Raw genomic sequence first — 25,812 nt, 5'->3', positions numbered from 1 at the left:
GCCCGGAGCGCGGCTACCCGCTGCAGTTCATCTTCGACCTGTTCGACCAGATCGACCACCACCTGCTGGTCGCCGATCCGCAGGAGCGCAGGGCGGCAGGCCGCTCCGCGGCGGTGCGCGAGATCCCGATCTGGATCGAGGCTTTCGTGGCCATCCGGACCGGAAGCGGTGCCGTGCGGCATGACAGCGGCTGGCTGCCGATCCCGACGCGCTGGGCAGGCCGGCTGGAATTCGCCCGGGCGCGGTGGGCGCAGGAGCTGATGGCCCGGCTCGGCATCACCGGTGCGCCGGAACTGGTCATGCAGCCGGAAGGCAGCGGGATGCTGCGCGAGTTCGCGCGTATGGCCGAACTCCCGGACCTGCAGGTGCTGGCGGTGCTGGTGGAACGGCTGCGCGGCCTGGCGGAACTGGTCGAGACTGTCGATCTCCTCGACCCCGACAAGCTTGCCGGGAAACTGGACACCATGCTCGCCCAGCGCGACCGCGCTGTGACACTGCGGGATGAACTCGCGGAGCGCTTCGAGCTGTCGGCGACAGACCTGTCCGCGCAGCGCACCCGGCGGACTGTGACTGCGCGGGACGTGTTGCAGGCCGCGGTCGGCACCGTGGTCGCCGAGAAATTCGCCGACTTCGACGCGGAGCTACTGAGCACCGGCCTGGTCGATGCGTGGACCAGAACGCTGAAGGACATCCCGGAGCAGTACCGTCCGGACGGCGTCAGCGAGTTGCTGGCGCAGCGAGACATTCTCGCCGAGCTGGAGCAGTTGATCCGGCACACCCAGGCTGTGACCCGGCTGGATGCCGAGATCCAGCGGCTGACCGAACTGCTGGCGCCGACGGCCGCGGCCGTGACGCCGAGAGCCTTCGCCGAGCTGTCCTCCCGGACCCAAGACCGGTTGGTCGAACTGACCGCAGCGGCCGATGCCCAGCTGCCACCGGTGGTCGGGGACGGCGCCGATGCCAAGGCGGCGGAGCTGGTTCGGCGGTGGCAGCAGACGCAGGAGCCGACCTGGCCGGACCTGGTCGACGGCGTGGATGTGGTGGTGCTGGCCGACGATCCGAGCAATGCGGCGATCGGGCAGTACCTGATCGAGAATGCCGAGAAGATGAAGGCCGCGGGTGTGGAGTTCTTCGGCTTCGACGCCCTGGCCCACGAAGTCTTCGAGAAGCTGAACGACCGCGAGATCAGCGAGATCGACCCGGATGACCATCCCGATGTGTACTGCGGACCCTCTGACCTGAGCCGGGAAATCCTGAATGCCATGGCGGCAGCGGGAATCAAGGTGGTTCCGCTGGGGATGGACCAGACCGGCAGGCCGACCGCGGCACAGGAGCATGAGCACATGCTCGGGGCCGTCACCCGGGTGGTCCCGGCTGATCCCGAGACAACTGCGTCGAAGATGGTGGTGCTGGCCGGCAGCGGTCTGGTCAGCGAACGTCGTTGGGCCAGTGGACTGGTCCCGTTCGGGGAGCGGGTGCGCAATGCCCGCCCGACCCGCACGGTGCAGTTCGCCGGTGGCACCGCATCCGCGGATGCGCTGACCATCGCGGCCAAGCAGGCCGGAGTGGCCGGGCAGACCTTCGCCGTCACGCTGACCGAGAACGACCGCGGCTACGGCAAAGAGACCACCGATGTGGTCCTGCACCTGGCCCAGCTCACCTCGTATCTCCGCGTGGAGGAAATCCGCGATGCTTGGCACGGCGGTGCCCCGGCATATGATCCGGAGGCAGGCGACCGGCCGCCGCGCGATGTCCGCGAGCTGTTCACCGGCCCGGAGGCAGCCTTCTGGCATGCGCTTTTCGACGGCGATCAGAGTGCACTCGAGGAACTGCGGCGGGCGCTGACGCCGAACAGCAGGGACCGTCGTCCGCTGCCGCGCCGCTGGGCGGCCTGGGATGCGGCGGGTGCCGACGGGGGCTCGGCCGTCGAGGTGCCGGACAACCGCCGGGACGACGAGGATGTCGATGAGCAGTATCAGTGCGCGCCGCGGGTGGTGAACCGGATCGGTGCCGGGCGCGCGGATATGGAGCCGATGCCCCCGGCCCGGATGGGCGGCACGCTGATCAGCGAGGTGGAAACCGCGCTGCACGGCACCGGCATGCCGGGGACCGTCCCACTGCTTTCGCAGCATGTGCGCGGGATGCGGGATGCCATCGCCCGCCTGGTCGGCGATGCTGCCGAGAATTGGAACAGGAATGCTCCCGGCAAGCCCAGGGTGCTGCTGGTCACCATGAATGTGCCGGGCCAACCCGGATATCTGGACGAGCTGGTCCTGGCCGAACTGAACGACGACGGCAGCTACCGGATCGAGTACCACAACCACGCCACCGGCGAGGTGACCGAGGACTTCCAGCCGACCGGCCTGCAGGCCGACTGGCCTGTGCTGGCGCTGTTCATCACCGAGTACGGCTACCCGATAACCCTGGCCGACGAAACCGGCAACCTTGGATTCCGGCAGCCGGCCGAGGATTTCAAGGTCGCACACAGCGACAGCCCGGACCAGGACGGCAACGCCGGTGTCCCGGCGAGCCGGGTTCCGGAGGAGAAGACCTTCGCCGAATTGTCGTCGGCCTCGCCTACCACCACCGGCAGCACGCCGCCGCTGCAAGCCGAAACGAGGCCGGATCGCGCGCCGGTCCGGCCGATCACCGGAGCCGATGCGGCGCAAGCGGTTCGGGACCGGCGCACTGCGCTGGCCGCGGAGCTGAGGGTGCCGTGGCAGGAGGCCGATGAACAGCTGCACGCGGTCCGGCAGCAGCTGGCCCGGCTGTTGCAGATCGACCCGGAGCACCTGCACTGGCCGAGCGTGCTGCTGGAGGTCGTCGGCGAGGCCGAGCGCCTGCTGTCGTACCAGGGCGAAGCCGGGTGGCAGCGCGTACTCGCCTCGGCGCGGTTGGGCAAGCTGGTCGCCTGGATCGGTTCCGGGGTGAAAATGGAGACGCTACGGGCAGCCGTCCGGACTGTCTCCCGGAACTTCAGCGGCGCGCCGGCCGACCTGTTCGAGGCAGCGGCGAACCATTGGACCGCAATCACGGCGCAGATTCTCGACATCCAGGGTGTTGGGGAGTCGGAACTCCGGAATTACGACAATCCGCTGCGCTGGCTCGGGGAACAGGCGGGTGTTCCGGAGCTGGTCGAGCTGGTCGAGCTCGCGGCGCGGGCACGGCAGCTGACCGAGCTGGTCGAGCTGGTGGATCGGGCCGATCCGGACCGGACCGCTTGGAAGCTGGCCGGCCTGCTCGGCGAGTCCACGGCCATGGTCGAGCGCGACGAGCAGCTCACCGGCCGCGACTTGGTGGATGCGGAACTGCCGGGCATGAAGGGCCGCACCGAGGCCGCCCGGCAGCTGGTGGTAGCCGTGGAGGCGACGGCGGCCGCGCAGCCGGAACTGGTGGCCGACCTGATCGGGACGACCGCGGACGCGGTGACCGCCGCCAGGGTCCGGGAGCTGTTGCGGCAGCGACGCGATGAACTGCCGAGTGAACTCGTGGACAGCGCCCAGGCTTTCGTGCGCGCCCACGAGCTGGTGGCGCAGACCCAGGCCTACGTGCGTTTCGGCGCCGAAATCGACCGGCTCAGCACCCTGCTCGTCGTCCTCGGGCCGCAGGCGGTGTCCGCGGACACCTTCGACGCGCTGCCGCCGGCCGCCAAGAAGGCGATTGCGTACGCCGAAATCGCTTCGGGGGCAATCGACTTCACCGATAGTACGGACGCCGCCGACAACCATTTCACCGCGCCTGCCGTGCAGAGTGTGCCGACCAGGCAGCCGCTGCTGCTGGTCGGCGAGCTGCCCGCCGGAGGCGCGCCGATCCTCTGGGCGCGCACCGTCAACTGGGAGATCACCCGGGAGTTGTCGCACCGGTTGGACCAGAAGAACCTGTTACACCTGTGGGTGCCCGAGGGTGTGCAGGTCGATTGGGAGACCGAGCAGCTGCAGGTGCACGAGGACCTGCATTGGGCGCCCACCCGTGACTTCACCGACACCACCCCCGAGGGCGAAACGGTCCGGCTCGTCTACGGCATTGCCCGAAAAGTCCCGCCCCCGCAAGCCCCTTCGGCCGAGTCCCGGCAGCTCCAGGAGTTCGGACAGCTATCGACGAGCAGGCCCGTGACGTCGGGCATCGGCGAAACGCAGCGGGTCGCGGAGTTCGTCACGGTACGTCGGCGTGATCTGGCCGCCGGGCACGCTCAGGCGGAAATGCGCAGCCGGGCCGCGAAACTGGGACTTCCGCCGGCCGTACTGGAGCCTGGTTCGGCATCTGGACTGGAGCCGATCGCGGCTTTGGTGGACGGCGGTGCGCTGGACGCCGACCCGGGCTTGGCGCACCGACTGAGCGGCTTCCTCGAAGCACTGGACGAGTATTCGAATTTCAGCACTGACGCCGAACAGCTGCAGGCACTGCACGGCGAGCGGGTGCGGACCGAGTTGTTCCTGGATGACCTCTTGCATCAAGAACAAAAGGTCTGCCGGGAACTCGGTATCGACCCGAAGCGCCGGCCCCGGCCTCTCCCGCCGGCATTGGAAAAGCTGGATGAACAGGTCGACCACGTCATAGCGGAGATCAATCGGATCACCCGGGAGCTGGGGCGGCTGACCGCCGAGTTGGAACCGGTTTCGACGTTGTCGGTCGGCAGCATTGCTGTGCCCGGGGCGGTGGCCACCGCCGCCGCCGTCACCGGTAACCCGGCCATCAGGCCGCTAGCGGCATCAGCCGGTGAGGGCGCCGTTCCGGTATTCGAGCTCGCCGCCGCGCTGGGCGCCCGGCCGCGGACCTTCCACGACGGCGCCGAGCTGCGAACGGCGCTGGAGTCCAACGGTGTGGTAGTGGTCTGTACCGGCGACGGTGAGGTTTTCGTCCTGGTCGGCCGCCCCGGTCTGGTCCGGCGGGTCGATGTGTTCGGCGACTCGATCACCACCTTCGACGAGGAGGATCTGGCTGTCTCGAGCAGGGTCCGAGGTTTCGTGTTCGGCGCCGACGGTGCCCGGGAACGCCCGTTGACCGCACAGACCAGGGCCGAATTGGATTCCCTGGCTGCGGAGTACCGGGAGCATGGTCACAGTGCCCGGCAGAAGGCCGAGATCGCCGACCGGGCCGAGACAGTGCTCGCGGCCGGAGTCGATCAGGCGCCGGATCCGATCGCCGTGGCAATGGAGTTCGATGCGGAATGGCAGCGCTTTGTGTTGCAAGCCGACTTCACGGGGCCGCTGATCGTTGATCTCAATCGGCCGACTTCCCACGGGCATTCCCGGCTTGTGGTGCGGGCAGGCATGCTCGACTGGCAGGCAGTGGAGTGGCTGGCCTGGTCGCACTGCCACTATCTGGCGGGTGCGCTGCACAGCATGACCGGCTGGGACATCATCGCCTTCGACGATGTTTCCAAGGGACAACGTCCCGCGGTGCACAGCGCGGTGCGCATGCCGGATGGTCGCGTCCTCGATATCCAGGGAGCTGCCGACCCCGCCGGAGTCGCCGCCAGGTACGGCGGCGACATCAGAATCCGGTCCCGGGCCGTGCCCGGTGATCTGATGCCAGGCAATGTGCTGTACGGGATAGACACCCTGCGGGGGAATCCACAGTGGTGGGCCGCCGACCTCCCACCCCAGCTGGCGGCAGCGGTCGCGCATTTCGCGCGGTTACTGTTGCGGGCCTATGGTTTCGGCGAGATCGCCGATGCCGTCGAGCGGGGCGGGGCGGCGCTGCCGGGATCGCGGCCGGGAGCCCCGGGAGAATCTTCCACCGGATCGGACCGGGTATCCGGCGACCTCGATCAGCTGCGGCGGGAATTCGCGGACCTGCATCGGCGCGTGGTCGCCTTCTCCTTCGATCCCGGCGATCGGCGGGCGCTGACCGAGGCGGGACCGGTTGCGGTCTGGCGTGCGATGCAGGTGCTCCCGGAGCGGATGCGGGAGATCGCCTGGCTGCGTTTCGGAGAGGGCCGGACTACCGGCGAGACCGCGGAACGGTTGGGCATCACCCCGCAGCAGGCAGCGGAAACCCTGCGGACGGTGGCGCGCACCATCGCCGAGACAGTGCGCGATCAGCAACTCGGCGCCGACGGTGCGCCGGTGTCGGCACAGGCGCAGGCGGTGGCCCGACATCTGGGTATGCCGGTCGTCGCGGTGGTCAGGGCGCTGAACGGACATCCCTGGGCCACGGACGAGATGAACTCCCGGGTACGCCGAGGCATCGAGGAGCTCGGCGGGACTCCACCGGAATCCATGCCTATGCCGGTGCGGTCCGTGGCACCCGTCGAATTCGGTCGCTTGTCGACCGAACCGGTGCCGGAGGGAATCTCCCCGCTGGGCTGCGCGGAATTTGTCGAAGAGCAGCACGACTACCGGCAGAACTGCGGTGCTTGGGTGCAGCTGAAGGTCAAGGACTTCCTCGGCGCGGCCGGGGTGAACATCGATCCGGCCGATCCGGGAGCACCGCGGTTCCGCACCGCGGGCCAGGACCGTATCGAGTTCGCCCAGCGCTTCGACACGGATTGGACCGAGGAACCCTTCGGTTTCGGGGAGGAGGGGCTGACCAGGGCGGTCCGGCACATCTGGCTGCACGGCGGGGTACTGGCCGGCGCCATGGACTTCGGAAAAGGCGCACACGCCTTCGCGATCTTCAAGGTCACCGAGGACTACATCGCCCGGCATCCTGAGCTCGGCCTGCATGGTGGCGAGGTTGTGGTGTTCGACATCGCCCTCGGCAGCCTGATCCGCGGCGCCGACGTGGACACCTGGATCGCCGAGGCTGCCGCGGCCGGGGCGGGTGAGATCAATGGGATCGTCTTCAATGCTGACGGTTCGCCGCGGGATCCGTTCGAAGAGGGCAAGGGGCCGCGTCCGGATCGTGGTCCGAAGGACGGCAGGCTCATCGGCCACCGGCCGGACGCGGAGCAACCTGCGCCCGATGGCGGCCACGAGCCACGCGACCAGCCAGATGCGCAAACCCAGGACCTTGATCCGGGCGGCGACCGACCTGATCCCCGGCTGGCGTTCCGGAAACCGGATCGGGAGATGCTGGCGGCGTTCCTCGAAGTCTACGAGGGCGATTCGGCCGCGGATCCGGAAGCCGCTGCGCGCGAGAACGACGCGCAAGCGCAGCGCGAGAACGAACTTATGGCCCGGTATCCGGAACTCCGGGATCCCGCTGTCTACCGGAACCTCGTGCAGTACTGCGCCATCGACGAGGAGATACTGCGGCTGGCGGGCGAGCTGGGCCGGGATCCGGCGGTGCTCCGGCAGCAGATGCGCGAAGAGTTGCAGCGCCTGTTTGCCGGAAAACCGGTGGCCGTGCGGGTTACTCAGGAATCGCTGCTTCGCATACTCGCCGATGGCCGGTTCAAGACACTGCTCGAGACCGGAAAATCATCCGGTGCGAGCAACAGCGAAGTCCGAGCCGAAGTGGAGCAGACGTGGTTCGGCATCGCTACCGACGCGGACCCGAGGTCGCGTCCGGTCTACGGGTATCTGCTGCTCGGTGCTGAGCGCCCCACCGGTCTTTGCACAACGGTTAACCACGATGGGACGTGGTATGAGCTACAGGCCGAAAATCTGTCGAATTACGGTCGGATCGAGGTGGTGCTGCGGTCGGAGGTGCGCAATCGCACGACCACCTGTGTTGCGGATTCGCTGAATTACAGTGGTGCGCGGGAAGGCTGGCACCGGGCCCGGACAATTCCGTCTCCGCTCACCGACCCCGAACCCGAGTCGTTCGGGGTGGCCGCCCTGGCAACGGATACGAAAGCGGAACTGCCGCTGCGCGGGGTGGACCGCGACTACACCGGGTCGGCATTCCGGCAGCACCACTCGGTCGAATGTCAGATACACGGCGGGATCACGCTCGACGACATCGATCATGTCAATCTTCCCGAAAAACCGGACGAGCAGCTGCGGTCCGCGCTGGACAGTGCCGGAATCGAGTGGCGGGTGCGTAACAGCGAAACCGTCGCCCAGCACGGCACCGATGCCGAATTCGACGCCGAACTGCGCCGTCTGGGCGAAGATCTAGCGGCAGTCGAGGAGCAGTCTGCACTTCTCGAAGATATGGCGGAACAGCAGCCGGACGTAATCCGGGGACTCCTCGTTCGGGCAGAAGAATTTCGCCGCACGCTGCGCGCCGATGTCGACACCCTGGTCCGGGGGCGCTGGCCCATCACACCCGAGGTGTTCGAGCTGCCGCCGCAATTGGCCGCGCTGAGCCGCGACCTGCGCGATGGAGTGCAGGAATTGCTTCTGGTCGTCGAGGACTATATCGAGGCGTATCGCGAAGATTACGATGCCGAACAGGCAGTGGAAATCGGGAAAATCCCGGATCTGTTGACCCCGGGGTCACCGACCTGGCATTTCTGGTTCGATGAGCGTGCCACTGCGCAAGATCTGTTCGACGCGGATGTCAGCGATGCCGAACGCAGGCTCGCATACTTGAACGACATCATCCGAGTGGTTGAGGAAGCCCGTGGTCTGCAGGAACGGGCCGAAGATATCGCCGCGGCCGCCGCGGCACTGCGCGGGGCGCGGGCGAACTTCGAGCAGGGTGTGGGATCCGCCGCCGATATCCTTGGGCTGATTGCACAGGCTGCTCGACTCGACGATGTCGCCAAGAATGTTCGGGAGCGGGAAAAGCGACGGCGAACGAAACTGGGGATCGAGCGGCTGGCACAACGGCGAGAACAGTTGAAAGCCGGTTTGGTGGCGGTGGCATTGGGTCCGGTGGGAACGGTCCGGGACACCGCCGGCGCATCCCTGGGAGCCGGAGTGGTGGCCGCCCGCACCGAGGCACTCGCGAAGCGCAGTGCGGAGCGCACAGACATCGGCGATACAGGTGTTTCGGTGAACTGGACGGATCTGCGCGGCACGCGCACTCGGTTGTCCGCGGAGCGCGACCGACGCAAAACGTATATGGCCGGGATGCTCGACGGTGTCACACCGGAACAGCTGACCCCGGCCCGGATTGCGGACATGCCGGTCCACATGTTCACGCCGGATGACCGCAAAAACTGGCTGGCCTCCAAGCAAATAATGGCGAAGCTGGACGAGATCCTGCCGATGCTCGACGATTTCGTCGCCGCCGACGATCTGGTGCAGCGAATCGATGCCGCCGAGGCCGCGATGGAACAGGCGTCGATCCAGCGCAGCGTGGCGAACACCCGCTACCGCAAGGCCTGCGAAACGTATCGGGCCCGTTTCGACGACGAGACGGATCGGCAACTTCCGCCGGAACCGCCCGAACAGGCTGCGGTGCTGGCCGGACCGCTCGCCCAGGCCGCCGAGGCGGTGGCGCAGCTGCCGGATTGGGGCGCAGCGGAAGTCACCCCGGCCGCGGTGCACCGCTGGCGGCAGCACCGGGAGTCGGTGAACGAAGAGCACCGCACGGTCCTCGACCGATACCAGGGCCTGTACGAATTACACAGTGCGACTGTCGACTTCGATGCCGCCGATCTGCACCAGCACCTGCTGGCGGATCGGGCGCAGCACCTGGAGATACTCATAGCGAACCGGTCCGAGCTGGTCGGTCGGATCACCGCGCTGGGCGACGAGTACGAGACGATCGCCGGCGAGATCGGCGTACCGGCCACCGACCCCGGTAAGCCGACTGCGCTGCGGCGGGCGCGGGAAGTGGCCCGGGAAGAACTGGAACAGCTGATCCTGGCATCGGATTCGGGGCTGCTGCAGGGCATGCTGGTCGGCGGGAAGCTGCCGCTGCGGCAGGTGCCTGCTGTGCGGGACATGCTGACCCCGGCGGATTCGCCGCTGCTGCATGCCGCAGCCGGGAAGGTCATCGGCTACGGCGAACTGGCCGGCAAAGCCACCCTGCGGAGTGAACTGTTCTGGCAGCGGGACCGCATCGGCAGGCAACTGGACGCCGAACTGGCCGAGATGGCCGCTCGCTCCTCGGCATCAGTGGACACGGACGGTGTTTCGCTGGGGTCGACCGAGTTCCTGCTGCCGGACTCCGACCGCCGTCTGCCCGCCAACTGCCTGCCGAAGGCCGGTCCGGCCGCTATGCGGGCCGTGGGCATGGAAGTTCCCGACGACCTGGCCGGTTTCGACGCCGGCCAGAACGGAGTCACCTTCCGGCAGGCCGCGAAACTGCTGCGCGCGAAACCGCGTCCGGACGGCTGGAATTCGCTGGATGACCTGCGCGACTGGCTGCAGGCCAACGGCGGTGCGGTGGTCGCGGTGATGGTCTTCGACGGCTTCCAGACCAAGACCGTCGGCGCACACGCGGTCTGCTTCAAGCTCGTCGGCGACCAGGTCGCGGTGATCGACGACGACGGCATCGAACGCGACTACACGGACTGGGACCACCCGGAGGACGTCATCGCCGTCCACGGCTTCGCCTTCAAGGACGGCGGCCCGGTCGACCGGCTCGCCGAAGGCGAAGCACCGGACTTCAGCGGCTTCGAATTCGCAGACGTCGCCATCGGCCTACAGCCGTCGTTCCGGGATCGCGAGATCGTCGGCCACCCCTTGCCGGGAGAGCAAGACGTGGAGCCGGATGGCGGCTGGATGAAGGCGGTTCTCGCGTTGCCGGACAATCCGGCGGATACCGATCCGGACCTGACCGTGCGGTTGGCGCCGGGGGACGCGGATACGGTTGCTGCGGTCGCCGACGCGCTCGACGAGCAGCTGCGTGAGCTGGGCTGGCGGGATCCGGCACAGCTCGATGCCGCGGTTGCGATGGTGCGCACCGCGGGCATCGACGCAGTGCTGGCGGCAGCCGAGTATGCCGATTCGGCACGGAAGGCGAACCTGCCCGCACAGCTCGAGCAGCTGGTCACCGGCCACAACGAGGTCCGGCTGACGCTGCGGATCAGCACCGAAACCCGTGCCGGAGAACTCGTCCGGTCGCTGCAGGTGTCCGTCGAGCACGACCGCCACCGGCCGCAGATCGCGGATGTCTTCGACGAACGGCCCTACCTGCGCAACACGTGGTACGCCGCGCTGGCAGCGCACGAACCCCATCCGAATGTGTTCGAGGCGATGGACCGGGCCACAGTGGCCGGCCAGGAGAACTCGGGCGAGCTCTGGGCGATCTTCGACGAGCCGGCGACGCGCACCGCGGAATCCGACGATCGGGTCCAGCCTGATTCACAGCACAACGCTGCGGTTCCAGCCGCAGATGCGGGCAGGATGCCTGGTCTCCTGTCGGGGTCGCTTACGTCAGGAGGGCGTGCTTCCAGCACGCATCCGACGCTGGAAGGCGACGACGTAGTGAAAATGGCACGTCTGGTCCGGGCGCTGTACCGCGACCACCACATCCGGCTGTACGGCTGGCAGCACGACACCTTCCCGCTGCGCGCGCTGGAGTCGGTGGACCGGGCCATCCGCGACTTCATCGCCGAACACGGCGACCGGTTCCACCTGCGCGACATCAGGATCCAGCGGAACTACGACCGAGACAACTCCGGACGGACGGTCATCGCGGGCACCACCACCGCCGACGAGTCGGACCACTACGTGTCCATCCTCGTCGACGGCAAGCGGGCCGATGATCTCACCGCCTTCGACCAGGACTCGCTGACCGGAGATGGCTACTACACCCTCATCTACCGGGAACTGCTGAGCGTCAAGGACGCCGGGCACGGATTCGTGCTCAGCGGCCGGGTGCCCCGGATTCTCGACAAAGGCTATGCCCATTACCGCAAGCGTCGAGTTCTCCAGGGCCGCCGAGGATTCCGGAATTGGTGGGGGCAGCTGCCGGAACGTTCCTTCCAGCCCGGGATCCTGCGCCGCGAGGTGCGCAAATCCACCGCGCTGGTCGAAGGAGCCCTGGCCGGCCGGTTCGACCTGTCGCTGCCGCTGACCGCCCCGCAGCGCCTGCTGGACTGGGAAATGGCGGTGACGGACGGGTCGACGCCGGTGGAGACCCTGGCCAGGTGGGAGGAGTGGCACAACCCGACCGACAGCTGCGGTGACTTCCTGCGCAGGCTGCGGCGCCGGCCGATCGTGCCGGTGCGGCCGAACCAGGATGTCCCGATGCTGGTGGCAGATATCCGAGCCGAAACCGGGCGCCGCGATATCAAGGTGCTGACCGCGCCCGGGTCGAGCAAGGTGCTGCTCAGCGATGTGGAATGGGCGCTGGGCGGGTACCGGGCCCAGCAGCTGTCCGGGGCAGCCGAGGCAGCAGCTCGGCTGGATGCCTGGGGTGCGCAGTTGGACGACATGGTGCCCGGCAGCGGTGACGGGGTGGGCGTGGCCGTGCTCGACCCCGCAGGCAGCAGCCCGTTCTGGCTGGTGCGCCGCGTTGCCGACGGCGGCTCCGTGCGCATCGAATACCGCGCCCCGGGCGCAAGAGCACTCCGGCCCGACTTCGTGCCCTCGGCCGAGGGCCATCCGGTCTCGGCGGTGTTCCTGGACAGACACGGCCACCCGACGGTGGTTGCGGGATCCGACGGCGAGTACGGACTGCGTTCCGACGACGAGGATTTCGCGATTCACCGGGCCGCCGAGACGATGCCTGAGCCCAGCATCGGCGACGGCACATCACCATTCCGCTCCGACTCCGAGGATGCGGCCGCGACCGGGTCCGGTCTCCCGGAGCCGGCGGATCGAGCGGGTTCGGATGTGGCGGAGGCCGCACCAGGCGAGGGCTCGACACCGCCGCGTATTCCCCCCGGCGCCGAGGTGTCCGGCACCCTACCCGAGCAGTCGAACGCCGAGCCGCTGCCCCCGAAGGTGCGACGGGCCTTCGAGTCCGCGACGAAGCACGCCGATGACGTGTTGGCCGTTGCACTGGGCCCGGTCCATGAGCTCGGGATCGACACCGCGAATCTGACTTTGGAGCAGGTGCGATATGCAGTGACCGAAAAACTGCATGAGCACCGTGCCGCGGAAGCAGCCGTCAGGCGCAGACTCGTTGTGGATGATACGGCCGCACAGGTGCTGGTCGATGCAATGTCGATCCCGGTGTTGGCTGCTAGGTTCCGCTTGGTTGCCGATCATGTCGAACCGGCGCGGCAGTATGCCCGCGCGGTGCGCGAAGCGCTGGCCGTGGTGATGTCCCGCGAGCTGATCGACGCCGAAGGGGCCGCCCGAATCGGCGAGGGTGTCGGGTTGGTCGAGGGCCGGTCGCCGCGCATCGTTGTCGTCTCACCATTGCACGATCCGCGGCAGTTGCTCGAAATCGCGCAGCCGGGCCTGCAGCAGTGGGCGCAAGAGAACGGTGTCCCGATCGACGGTGTCCCGATCGAATACTGGCGAGTGCAGATCGATGAGCAGGGCGAGCTGCAGCGCGAGCGGATGACCGGCGAGCCTGCGCCGGAGCAGGAGTCGGGCCTGCGCTACTACACGGATCCCGATGCCATTGCGTGGATGAACGATCTCGTGGACGAGCGTTCCTTCGCCGAGAAACTGGCGGCGACTTCCCACGAGGACGGCCGCCGTCCGCTCTCGGGCGGCAAATCGGCGGAAAAGGTCCATGCGATCAGATACGACACCGGCCTACGGGCGGTCGAGAAGACGGTCGCGACCGTTGCGGAAGCCGATGCCGAGGAATTGATGTCCCTGGTCCTGCGGGCAGTGGGAGTGCACGCTCCGGCAGTGGTGCGGGTCGGTGATCGGGTCGTCCTGATGGAGTACGTGCCTGGCATCGACGCCGACAAGGCTCTGGCGGACGCCTGGATTCGGTATCTGGAAACTCCGAGCGGGCGAGCACTGGGCAAGGGAGATTTCATCATCGGGGCCGGAGACCGTCCCCGGGACGGCAATTGGCGGATTCACGAACACAACAAGGCCGCGGTGCCGATCGATAACGCCGTGTCGGCCCGGCCGCCTACCCTGCCCGGCTTCATGAGCCGTTTCATGAACAACAACTATGAGCCGATCCGGCATGACATACCACGAGCCGAACTGGCGGCGGACCGCGAGCGGATCATGGCGCTGGAGCCGGAGTTCGCCCGGCTGGACCGCATGGACTGGTTCCGGGTTGTGCTGGCCAATCTCACGGTGTTGGAACAGAACGCGTCGGACGGCGAGGTCCAGCCCGAGACGGAGGCGGGGCCGGCGGAGGCCCTGGCCGCACTCGTGCTGCGTGGCGACCGGATGGTCGATGTGTTGGCCAGGTCGAGCGAGATCGCCCTGGATTGGACGGAGAACCCCCCTACCCCGCAGAGTCTGCGCCAGGATCTGGAAGATCTGCGCTTCGAGGCAGTATTCTCCGGGATCGCCCGCACCCGTATCGATGCCTTCGCCGACGTGGTCAAGTTGATTCCGGCCGCACAGATGCGAATGGTGAGCGCCGATGATCTGGTGAATTCCCCGAAGATCGCCACCCGTTACCTCGAATTGTTGGCGCATCGGCTGGAAGACCTGGAATCCTCACCGCCGGTGTCCGGCGACGTTCCCAAACCGCCGGTATGGGTGCCGCACACTGAACCCGGGCACCGCAACGACTGTGTGCCGGTGGCATTGCGCGACTTGGAGCATGCGACCCGGACCGAACTGGTGGACTGGACCGAGCTGGACGAGGTAGGCCCGGAAGGCGTGTCCGGTGGCCGGATTGCCCGCGCCTTGAAACATCACCCGCCCGGTTTCACGAATCGGGCGGCAGTGGTTGCCGAGTTGGCCGGGCGCGACGCCGGCGCCGCGGCGACGATCTTCGAGGTGTACGACGAACATGGCATGGGCCATGCGGCGACATTCGTACACGTCGGCGCTGGTCGGGTCATGGTGGTCCGGAAGGGGCAGCCGGATATCGACTTCGACACTTGGGCCGCGGACCGTCCGGAGCCGACCCAGCTGTGGGCGGTGGTGGTCGAGAACGGCCGGATCGTGCCGGATCTGGGCGACCCGAAGTCGCCGCTGGCCGACGACCGGTCCTTCGGCCGGGACCCCGGCGCGAACGAATCGAACTCCGACCCACCGGAAGGTGACGATGCAGGTCGGGGAGACCAGAACCCGACGGACGATGCCGAGCTTCCTGCGGAGAGTCGGCACTACCCGGCGGGACGGTCGTGGTCGGACCCCGCGGCGGTGCGGATGCTGTTGGCGGACTTGGGGACTGCGCGCCGGGATGCCGACGAGCGGCGGGTGTGGTTGGCACGCACGCTCGAGCGGCGGCTCGCGCGCAGCGCGGAGTATGCCGATACCACCGCGTTGGCCTCGGAGCTGCTGGCCGGCGTGTCGCCGGGCGACGTGGAGTGGCCGGACCGGCTGAACGCGCTGCGCCAGGAGTTGGCCGAGCGGTTCGGCTGGACACAGGAGCAGCAGGTCGACGACGCTCTGCTGCGCGAAGGCATCATCACTGCGCTGGCCTCGGAGTTGCTGAGCGGTGGGTCGCTGCCTAACACGGAATGGCAGTCCCGGCTCCACGCCATCCGCCGGGAGCTGGAGGAGCGGTTCGACTGGTTCGAGTGGACGTATGACCGACAGGTCGACGACGCTCTGCTGCGCAAGGGCATTCGGGAGCTGCGGGACCGCGGCGGTGCGGACGGGCGCCGCGGCGCGCAGATGCACACGTTCTACCTGACCATGGCGATCGTGCTGCACGCCGAGCGTCTGGACAGTATGTCCAAGCGCCTGGAGGCATTGGAACTCGACCTGCTGCGCAGGCACCGGGATCTGGAGCGTGGCGTGGGGTCGGCCGATGAACTGGCGCAGTGGGCCAGGGCTGCGGCTCCGCTCGGCGGTTTCGCCAGGGCGATCCGGTGGCGTATGGGGACCTCGCTGGAGCTGCCGCGGGTGGGAGAGCGGGTGATCGACCCGGCTGATTACCAGGTGGACATCGAGACCGCACCCTGGGACGGGGTGCAGATCAACCGGCAGCACCTGCGGCTGTTGGGCAATGAGATTGCCAGACGGTTGCTGATGTTGCTCGATCTCCCGGAGACTGTCGGGACCGCCGAACTCGTTGCCCGGGCCCGGGAGGTGGCACAGGAGTCAGCGGTCGACCCGGAGCCGGCGCAGGCGATGCAGGCGTACCCGGAGCTGGCGCACAAGGTGGTGGCCGAACGGCAGCGGGCGCAGACGCTGACCGATCTGGCGGACAAGCTGGAAGGCCTGCCGGTGTTGCTCGAGTTCTTCGAGAACACCGATTCGATGGTGTCCAACGCCGGCGAAATGGACGGGCTGCTGGACCAGCTGACTGATCCGTACCGCCCGCCGCTCGACGGCATCGGTGAAGTTCTGGGCGACAATCTGGCCCGGCTACGGTACGAGACACTGCTCGACACCGGGACCAGCCGCCAGGAGATCGTCGAGCTGTCCCGGCTCTTCGAGATCCGGGTCGACACCGGCACCTTGGGTGCGGCGGAACTGGCCCGACTGCGCCAAGAGCGCGCCGGCCTGGTCACCGAACTCGTCACCCGGACCGGGTTGGCACGAACACGGTTCGCCCCTGCCGCGCTGCACCGCCTGCCCGCCGCTCACCGCGGCGCCGCAGCGGTGCAGCGGCTGCGCGAATACGACCGGGTGCTGGCCGTGCTGACCCGCTTCGTCGCCGCCGACGCTCGGCTGCGCCGCATCGACACGCTGAAAACCGAAGCCCTATACGGCAGCCCGGTCTTCGCGCAGCTCGCGGAAGTCGACGCCCTGCTGGGGCGGATGTATGGCGTCGAGAAACACCGCCACGAGGTCTCGACGCACATCCACGGCCTGATCGAAGTCTACGAAGAACTTGCCGGCTCCGACGAGACGTGGCGGACCGCGTTCGCTGCGCATACAGCTGCGCGTACACCCGACCAGGTCCAGGGCAGGCTCGACGAAACCCGCGGCGAACTGGCCCGGCTGCTGCACGCAGCCGAAAACCCCGACCTTGCGGCCACCGTCGACGAACTGACCTCGGAGCAGCTGGGACAGTTGCTCGATCGATCCGCAGACCCGGAGCTGCACCGGACCGTCGAGCAGGTGCTGGTGCTCGGTGAATTGGTCGATGCGGTGGCGCTGCGACAGCGGCTGACGGTCCGGGTCGGGCAGCTGGAGCACGAAGTCGACACCGCGCTGACCGTGGAAACCGCCGCCCGCATTGCGCAACGCGAAGCCGCTGCGGTCGCCGCGGCAGCGCAGACAGCGGTGGCCGAGCAACTCGCCCGGCTGGCCGTGCTGCGCGATGTGACCGACGAACGGGTCGCCGAGCTTCACCGGGACATCCGCACCGCGCTGGACGCCCGGGAGTTTCCGGTGAATGTGACGCAGCTGCTGCAGGCAGGATCCCCGATGCGGGAGTGGTGGGAGCAGCAGTACGCCGAGGCGCGTGCGGCATTGGCCGAGCCGCTCGGTGTGTCGCTGTCGGCAATGCCCGACGAGCAGGAATTGCGCGTGCTGAACGACGCGATGACCCGTTACAGCCAAACGGAGCCGGATATCTGGCGGCGACAAGAGCTGCGGAACTTCGAGTTCTATTGGCAATTGATGCGCGGCATCTCTCGGCAGCTCGTCGAAGCAGATGCGTTGCGGGCCCGTTCCGGGCAGATCGGTGTGGCCGAGGCGGCGTTGCAGCATGCCCACGCGGAACTCGAGCAAGGTGTGGGGTCCGTCGGTGAGATTCGCCGGCTGACCGCACAGGTTGCTCGAGTCACCGGGATCGCCGGCGAAATCCGCGCCACCGAACGGGCCGAGCCAGCGGCAGCTGATACCCCGGGCGACGGCACCGTCGACCGCCCGGAGCCATGGATTCCACATGGTGCGGAGGGGCATGTCAATGATTGTGTCCAGGTGACGCTGGCGGGCTTGGAAGCCGAGACCCGGACCGAGCTGGTGAACTGGGAGGTGCTGGGCGAGGCGGGGCTCGAGGGGACGTCGGGTGGTCGGATCAACAGGGCCTTGCCTGTCGAGCCGGCGGAGTTTGCGGATAGGGCTGCGGTGGTGGCGGCGTTGGTGGGGCAGAAGGCCGGTGCGGCGGCGGCGATGTTCGAGGTGTACGGCGAGTCCGGCATGGGCCATGCGGTGTTGTTGGTGCACTGCGGTGGTGGTCGGGTCGTGGTGGTCCGACCGGGGCAGGAGGGTGTCGACTTCGAGACTTGGGTTGCGGATCTGGATCGTCTGGAGCCGACGCAGGTGTGGGCGACGGTGGTCGAGAACGGCGAGATTGTTCGGGGTCTGGGCGACGGGGATTCCCCGCTGCCGGGCGATCGGACGTTCGGCCGGGATCCGAGGCCGGTGGACCACAGCGGTGACGATCCAGGAGAAGGAGCCTTCACCGAGACTGCCTCGACAACCGGAGCGGAACCGGCTCCGAAATCTGTGGAAGAGAAGCGATTTCTGGAGTGGTGCTGTGGGCGATCGGCTGACGACTGCGGGCCTGGTCAAAGCCTCACCGATTACATCGACATGCATCATCTGGAAATCTCCCAGGTGGATCGATGGCTGGCGGGTGCTGGGCTGGAGGCGGCGCGGATCGAAGCCGCGCCGACCGGGCCCTTCCCTGCACCGCGTGATGACGACGCGCCGGTCTGGCTGGCGGAGGTCCGCCGGTTCCTTGGCGTCACGTCCGATCGGATGGACGAGTTCGTGGCCGCGCCGCCCGGAACATGGGAAGCAGCCGAGCGCGGACACGGCCAACTGGATGCGCGTTCGGTCCGAGCGCTGCTGCGTAGGGTCCCCGATGCCCGGCGCACCTACACCGATGCCGCCCGACTGTACCCGGCACTACTGACGAGAGACGGCGCCGCCGCCTACCCGGAAGGCTATGACCACATCGGACAGTACATCCGATTCTTGCGAAATTCCGAAGGATTGCCTCAAACCGCGTTCGCTGAACATGTCGGCAAAAACCACGTCGATGTCGCCCGCTGGGAGTTGGGCAAGGTTCTTCCTCGAAAGAATGTGATCGAGTCCGTGCTGGCGGAGATCCGGCTCAGCCACCACGTGACCTATAACGAGATTGCCGAGTGCTTCCCTTACCTGCCGAGAGAATCCCTTCTGTTCCCGAGCCCGTATGCTGCTGATTCGTTCGGTGAGTATTTGCGATACTTCCGGCGCCTGAACGGAACAGGGCTGCGAGGTATCGTCGGCATTTCGGATTCCACGATACGGGGTCAGGAAAACGGAACGAGAGCGACTATCGACGAACTCGTCCTGCTCAAGTTCTACGATCGTGTCCTGCGCCGTGCCGGGCCGTGGAACGACCTGGCTGCGGCGTGGGGATACGGATATCGCATGAATCCGGACAGGGAGGAAATTCCCGACCCCGATGAATATGAATCCGTGCACGACTGGGTGAGGGCTGTGCGATTGTATCGTAGAATGTCTCAGCGGGAATTTTCCGCGAGCCTCGATACTTCGCAGTCGATGATTCGAGCGGTGGAGGGTCGCATCACACCCGGCACCGCGTTTCTACGAAGCTTGCGGAATGTCTCGGTTCCGGACGAGGTATTGGCTGGGGTATTGCGACGCTTTTATCTCACCACCCCTTCCCGGACTAGCCGATGGGAGCAATTTGCCGAGGAAACGGGCGTCCCGGCACAGTATCTCGCCGATCATGTCGAGCCGGACCGCGAGATAGTCGTCCCGCCGCCGGACGAGTATGAATCGGTCTATGACTGGATCAGGGCAATTCGACTGGACAACGGCATGACACTGGTGGAGTTCGCCGAACGTGCCGAAAAGACGATGGGTTGGGTCGAACACGCAGAGACTCACAAGAAACCAAGGTTGCGCTCCCTTCGGGAGCTTCGAGACGCCCTGGGTTTCTCCAACAACGTACTGATGGCGGTGCTGCATCGGCACTATCGCCGATCCGATGCCGAGGCGGCGGATGAGGTCGACACCCGCTTGTTCTGTGACCTGATCGCCACACGCCCGAGGTCGCCCGAGGAGTCGAGGCTCCTCAACGAGATCTTCGAAAAATACGCGTGGATCGCCACAGCAGAATCGCGCCACTGGAGGGCACCGGACGGAAAGTGGCGGGAAAACGAGCAAGAGGCCGCCTTGGGAATTATGACCGCGATCCTCAACTTCGTCCCTCCAGGAAATTTCCCGGCCGCCGCTCGCGCGTCGGCGCGCCATGCTATACGCCGGGCACACTTCGAGAAGCGGTATCCGGGCGTGAGTCATGGACTACGGCGGGTAATCAGCGCGGTCGATCAATACATCACCGCACGTCGCGCGGAAACCGGCGCGACGCCCGACGATGCCGAGATGGCTCTGGAACTGGGGATCGAACCCACCAAGATCACCGAGGCGCGTGAGTGGCTCGGTGATCGAGAAATTTCGATGGAGCCGACGGGCCTCGAGTACGGATCCCGTCGGAGAAGAGCTGCTGCCGACGCGTCCGAATCGCCGATCGGCGACGAACCCGAATCACATCCAGCCGATGCGAGCGAACAGCCCGAGCCACTGCTCACGGATCCCGACTTCGCGCGGCGACTGCGACAGTCGCTGTCGGACCTACCGGACCCAGACCTTGCCGTGCATGTCGCGGTGCTGGCTTATGCCGAACGCTGGCCGCCGGAGGAGGTGAGCACAGAGCTGGGTCTTGCAGTGGACGACGTCAGGCAGCTGATGACGGAAATCAGCGCGCGGGTCCGAACGGCCTTCGTCCGCCCTGGCGAAGATGCCGACACGGACGGCGAACCGCGTTCCGATGAGCCCCGGCAAGACGGGACCGAGCGACCGGCGCGGTCAGCCTCGGCCGGCTCGCCGCTCGATAGACGGGCGGCTCGCGCGGAGTCCACTCTGAATGCGACCACACCTCGGCCGCAGGACTGGATATCGCACGAAGACCCCGGGCATGTCAATGATTGTGTCCAGGTGACGCTGGCGGGCTTGGAAGCCGAGACCCGGACCGAGCTGGTGAACTGGGAGGTGCTGGGCGAGGCGGGGCTCGAGGGGACGTCGGGTGGTCGGATCAACAGGGCCTTGCCTGTCGAGCCGGCGGAGTTTGCGGATAGGGCTGCGGTGGTGGCGGCGTTGGTGGGGCAGAAGGCCGGTGCGGCGGCGGCGATGTTCGAGGTGTACGGCGAGTCCGGCATGGGCCATGCGGTGTTGTTGGTGCACCGCGGTGGTGGTCGGGTCGTGGTGGTCCGACCGGGGCAGGAGGGTGTCGACTTCGAGACTTGGGTTGCGGATCTGGATCGTCTGGAGTCGACGCAGGTGTGGGCGACGGTGGTCGAGAACGGGCGTGGGATCGTGCCGCGTCTGGGCGACCCGGACTCGCCGCTGCCGGACGATCGGACGTTCGGCCGGGATCCGAGGCCGGTGGACCACAGCGGTGACGATGCGCGGCTGCGCGGGTTTGCAGCGAATGCCCGAACAGATCCGACGGCCTTCGACCGGTTGCGAAAACGACTCGAAACACTTGCGGCGGGCGTGAACATCGCGGAGTGGGTCGGTCACCGCCCGGAGGACTCCGTCGATGGTCCGAGGGATACGGAGTTCGACGCGCTGTGGCAGCAATACCGCCCGGAAGTGCACCGGCGCGCGCTGGCGCGGCTGCGGCGTCCGGCGGCAGCCGACACCATTACCGCTGCGGTGGGCGAAAGGGTCCGCGCTGCTTTCGACTCGGTCCCCGCGGAACGGCGGCCGGGAGCATTCCTCGACGCGCTCTACGAGCTGCTGGAGGAGCGAGAGGCATTCGTGCGGCACACCCGGTTCCGGTGGGAGCTCGAGCAAGTGACTCGGCAACCGGAACAGCGGGAAACCTTGTCCACGGCCGATGACCGAACCTTCCGGTGGGCCTTCCGGAGGCTCGGGCACCGGCACCGGTTAGTGCTGACGGCGTTGTTTCTGGGCAAGCCTCGCTCACCGCGCGAGGTTGCCTCGTCGCTCGGCATCGACCCGGCGCTGGTCTCGCCTTTGCTGGAGGGCGGGGTCCGGCAGCTGGTGCACGAACTCGACGTGCTGCCACCCCTGGAGAAAACCCTGCCCGCTCCGGGCATTGCCGCCCCGGTGGTGTCGCCCGCTGAATGCAAGGACACCGCCGCCGGGATTGTCGAGCCCGACAGGATTGTCGAGTCGGTGAGCCGAACCGAGTTGCAACAGTTGATACCGCAGCTGCCGCGCGCACAGCGGCTGCTTGCGCGGCGGCTGTTCGTGGACAAGGTGCCGCAGGCCGAATTGGCGCAGCATTACAGGTGCGCCGAAACAACGATCGGTGCGCGAAAGAAAGTGATTGCCGGAGGGCTCGCGGCTCTGTTGCCCAGACGCAGGTCGCTGCTCCCAGGTGAGGCGGCGGCAATGTTGCGCCGGGTGGTGCGACACGACCCGCAGGAGTTGACACCGCATCTGGGTTTGCTGACCGACGAGGAAGCCGAGTGTTACCGCCGGCATTTCGAAGCCGGGCAATCAGCTGCGGATATCGCAGCCGCCACCGGAGAGAAGCTCGGCACGGTCTTGACCCGGGTATATCGGATTGCCACCACGGTGATTTCGGGACTGTCGCCGGGTCTGCAGCATCGGTATCTGCGGGGTGGTGCATCCGACAGTGCCGCGCTGGCCTTGGTGGAGGCGGTCTATCGATACGACGCCGCGGTGCTGCGGCAGATGTACGCGTATTTGCCGCCGCGACAGCAGGAGTTCTTCGAGCAATACCTGATGGACGACAACACGGTGGCCGAAATCGCCCGGCGCCGAGCATGCTCACCGGATGCGGCGTACGTCAACGTCTATCGCATGGCTCAGACCCTGATGCGCTGGCTCCCGGAGGAGTTGGTGGCGCGGTATCTGAGCCAGGGGTCGCTGCACAGGCTCACCGTGGACGATGTGGCCGCAGCGGCCGGGGTGAGCGATCATCCGGCCTGGGATGTGCTCAATGGCCGCTCCGCGGATCCCGACACCGCTGATCTGGTATGGGCCGAGGCTCACCGGCTCGGATGGCGCCCGGGCCGGCAAGGCGTGGTAGTCGGTCGGGCGCACGGACATTCCCCGGTCCCGGCCGTCGAGGCCGGTGCGAATGCAGGCGGTCCGCACCGGGGCCGGGCGACTCGGACAGTCCTGGCAGCATCGTCTGCGGACCGGCTGGCCGCGGTCGAACTGCTGCCCGAGCGGCATCGGAAGAGCGCTCGGCTGCTATTCGTGGAAGAACTGCCCAACGCCACCGTGGCGGAACGACTCGACATGTCCTTCGGGCAGGTCGCCGGCGCGCAGCAGCGGCTCGGACCTCAGTTGGCGCTGACGCTGTCCACTGGTGTGGTGTTGAGCGAGGAGCAGGCGCTGCTGCTGCTCGAGGCGATCCAGAGCCGTTCGGACGTGGTGACGCCGCACCGCGCCAGATTGACCCGGAACCAGTGGGGTCGTGCCGAGCCCTACTTCGTGCGCGGACTTTCCATGAAGGCGACCGCCGAATCGGCTGGTATCACAGCGCATTCGCTGCATGAGGAACTGGGCAGGATGGCGTTGACGGTGCTCGGGGAACTATCCCCGGAGCTGGTGATGCGGTATCTGAACCGGGGAACATATCGCCGGGTGACCAAGGCGGATATTGCTGCTGCAGTCGGGATCACCCGCCGGGTGCTGGACCGGATCATCGACAAGCCAGATCGTTCGACGCCGCAGGAGGCTCGAGTCGATGCCGAGTTGGAACTGCTGGGGTATACACCGGAACGGAAAGGCGTGGTGGTCGTAACACCGGACGGGATCGTCGAACCGCCGGGTCTGGCAGGCATGCTGGCCGACGGTCTCGCCCTGCCCGCCGGGGTGGTTGCGGCGGAGATCTTCGCAGAATCTGGCATATCCGACCAAGACGTCGTCAACGGGCATACCTGTGCTCGGCGCGCGCTGAACAAGCTCGGCCTGCCGGAACTCCCTATCCTGCGGCGAAGAGTGCAGACAGCTTCGGGGCCGCGAGACCTGCCACAGTGGCCGGCGGGCACGAGCGGAAGTATCACCCATGCCCGCGGCTATGACTTGGCGGTGGCTGCGACCGATCGGTTCCGCGCGGTCGCGGTGGACGCTCAGCCGCACACGTCGGCAGCAGAGCAGGAGCAGCTTTTCCGCCCCGAGGAACAGGCCTGGCTTCGGGAGGTGGACACCGGGGACGGCATCCACTGGAACAGAGTGCTGAGCTCGGCCCAGGCGAGTGTGTCCGAAGCCTGGTTCACGGTGACCGAACGCGACCTTTCGATGGCCGACACCCACATCACCGTCGACCCGAAGACACGCACCTTCACCGCGGAGCTATTGGTGGACTACCGCTTCTCCGCCGACGGTGGCCCCCCGCTGCCGCGGATCCTGCACGGCCGGTTCGTTGTTCGCGACGGCATTGTCATTGCCGCCGTCGCGATCGAGCGGGAGAACTACGGTGCGGAGCAGACCGGGCCTGCGGGGGAACCAGCGACCGGCACGTTGCTCGCCACGCCAGCGGATCTGCTGCCGACGGCCGAGTCGGCCTCGATTCCCGACCCCGTGCAACCGTGGGTGCCGCACGACGATCCGGGGCACGTCAACGACTGTGCCGAGGTGGCGTTGGGCCGGTTGGTGCGTGATCACGGGTGGACGGATCTGGTGGACCTGTCGGAGTTGGGGCCGGTCGGCCCGAACGGTGTCTCCGGTGCCCGGATCACCGCAGCGCTGCATGATGTCCGTCCGGGTGGATTCGATGATCGTGCCGCGCTTGCCCGGGCGGTGCTCGATGCTGGGGATGGCGCCACCGCGTTGTTGTTGGAGGAGTACGACGGTTCCGCGATGGGGCATGTGGTGGTGTTGGAGAACCGCGGCGGCCGGGTGGTGGTTTTGGACGGGGCGGATGACGAGGGCACCGATTTCGCGCAGTGGGATCTGGATCATGTTGAGCCCAGCCGCGTTTGGGGTGCGGTGGCACTCGAAGGCGAGCTGGTGGCCATCGGTGATCAGGGTCGACGGTTGCCGATGGAGGTGATGTTCGGGCGCAGCCCGAACGAAGACGAGCTCGATGCGTTGGTGCGAGCGGCGCAGCGCGACCCGGCGGCGTTCGACGCGTTGTGGCATCACCTGCTCCCCGAGCTGACTGGCCGTGTCGAGGAGGTCGCACCGGATACCGGGGTGGCGGCGGAAATCCATGCCGAGATTCGTGCATGGATACGCGCTGTCGTCTTGACAGCGCCGGATGGACCCAGGGTCGGAGACTGGTTCCGCTCGAGGTACTGGGACACTCTGGCCGAGCGCCTCCAGCCGCATCGGGAGGCGCGGTTCCGGAATTCGCTCCTGGAAGATGTCTTCGACGAGCGGGAACGGGCGGCATTGTCGGCGGTGACCGACCGGGAATTCCATGCTGCGGTCGGTCTGCTCGACGAGATCCCGCGGACCGTGCTGACCAGGCTGCACGGCGTCGGGGCTCGGTCGATCGAGGAGCTTGCTGCCGAGTTCGGCCTGACCGCGTTGGAAGTGCGCCGAATCCAGCGGTCGGGGGTCCGGGCAATGGCTGTCGTCCTCGGGGCGTCGCTCGCTCCGCTGCCGGACGGCGTCGACAGTCATCTGATGCAGCGGTGGGCCGATGCGGCGTTGCCGGACGACTTGCCTGCTTTCGAAGTCGGCGCGGGACGGATGTCCGGACCCGAGGCGCTGGCGTTGGTGCGCAGGCTGTGGGATCGCGATCCCGACGAGGTGCGCGCAGCCATGTCGGTGTGGCTGGACGCGGAACAACGCGATCTGTTCACCCACTATCTGGACGAGGGGATGACCGAAGAGCTCCTCGAGGTGAAAAAGTGGAGTCCAGGTGCATGGACTCCGGGGGGGATGCAGCATGCGGTGGCCTTCTACGCAATCCGGGTGGTGCGGGCTTTGCCACCGAGCAAGGTCAAGGACTACATGCGCGGAGACGACCCGTGGGCCGACACCGCGACCACCGCCCACCGCGGCGACGCGGGTAGTCCGGATACGGCAGGCAGGGCAAGGCTCGAGCCGCTGGAACTGATGGTGACCGACCCACCTGCGGCCATGGCGCTGTTCCAGGGGGACGGAA

The 25,812-nt window shown here is 67.2% G+C and carries 1 protein-coding gene (running past both ends of the window); it reads left to right on the top strand.

Every position in this 25,812-nt window falls within one protein-coding gene, locus OHB12_RS08035, for a GNAT family N-acetyltransferase, read on the top strand. The gene is 97,350 nt long; 45,208 of those nucleotides lie to the left of the window and 26,330 to its right, leaving coding positions 45,209-71,020 in view — codons 15,070 (partial) to 23,674 (partial); the first codon wholly inside the window starts at nucleotide 3. Both the start codon and the stop codon lie outside the window.

The organism is Nocardia sp. NBC_01730 (assembly GCF_035920445.1).
Classification (GTDB): Bacteria; Actinomycetota; Actinomycetes; order Mycobacteriales; family Mycobacteriaceae; genus Nocardia.
The sequence above is the reverse complement of the archived record's forward strand: the minus strand, read 5'-3'. Positions and strand labels throughout refer to the sequence as shown.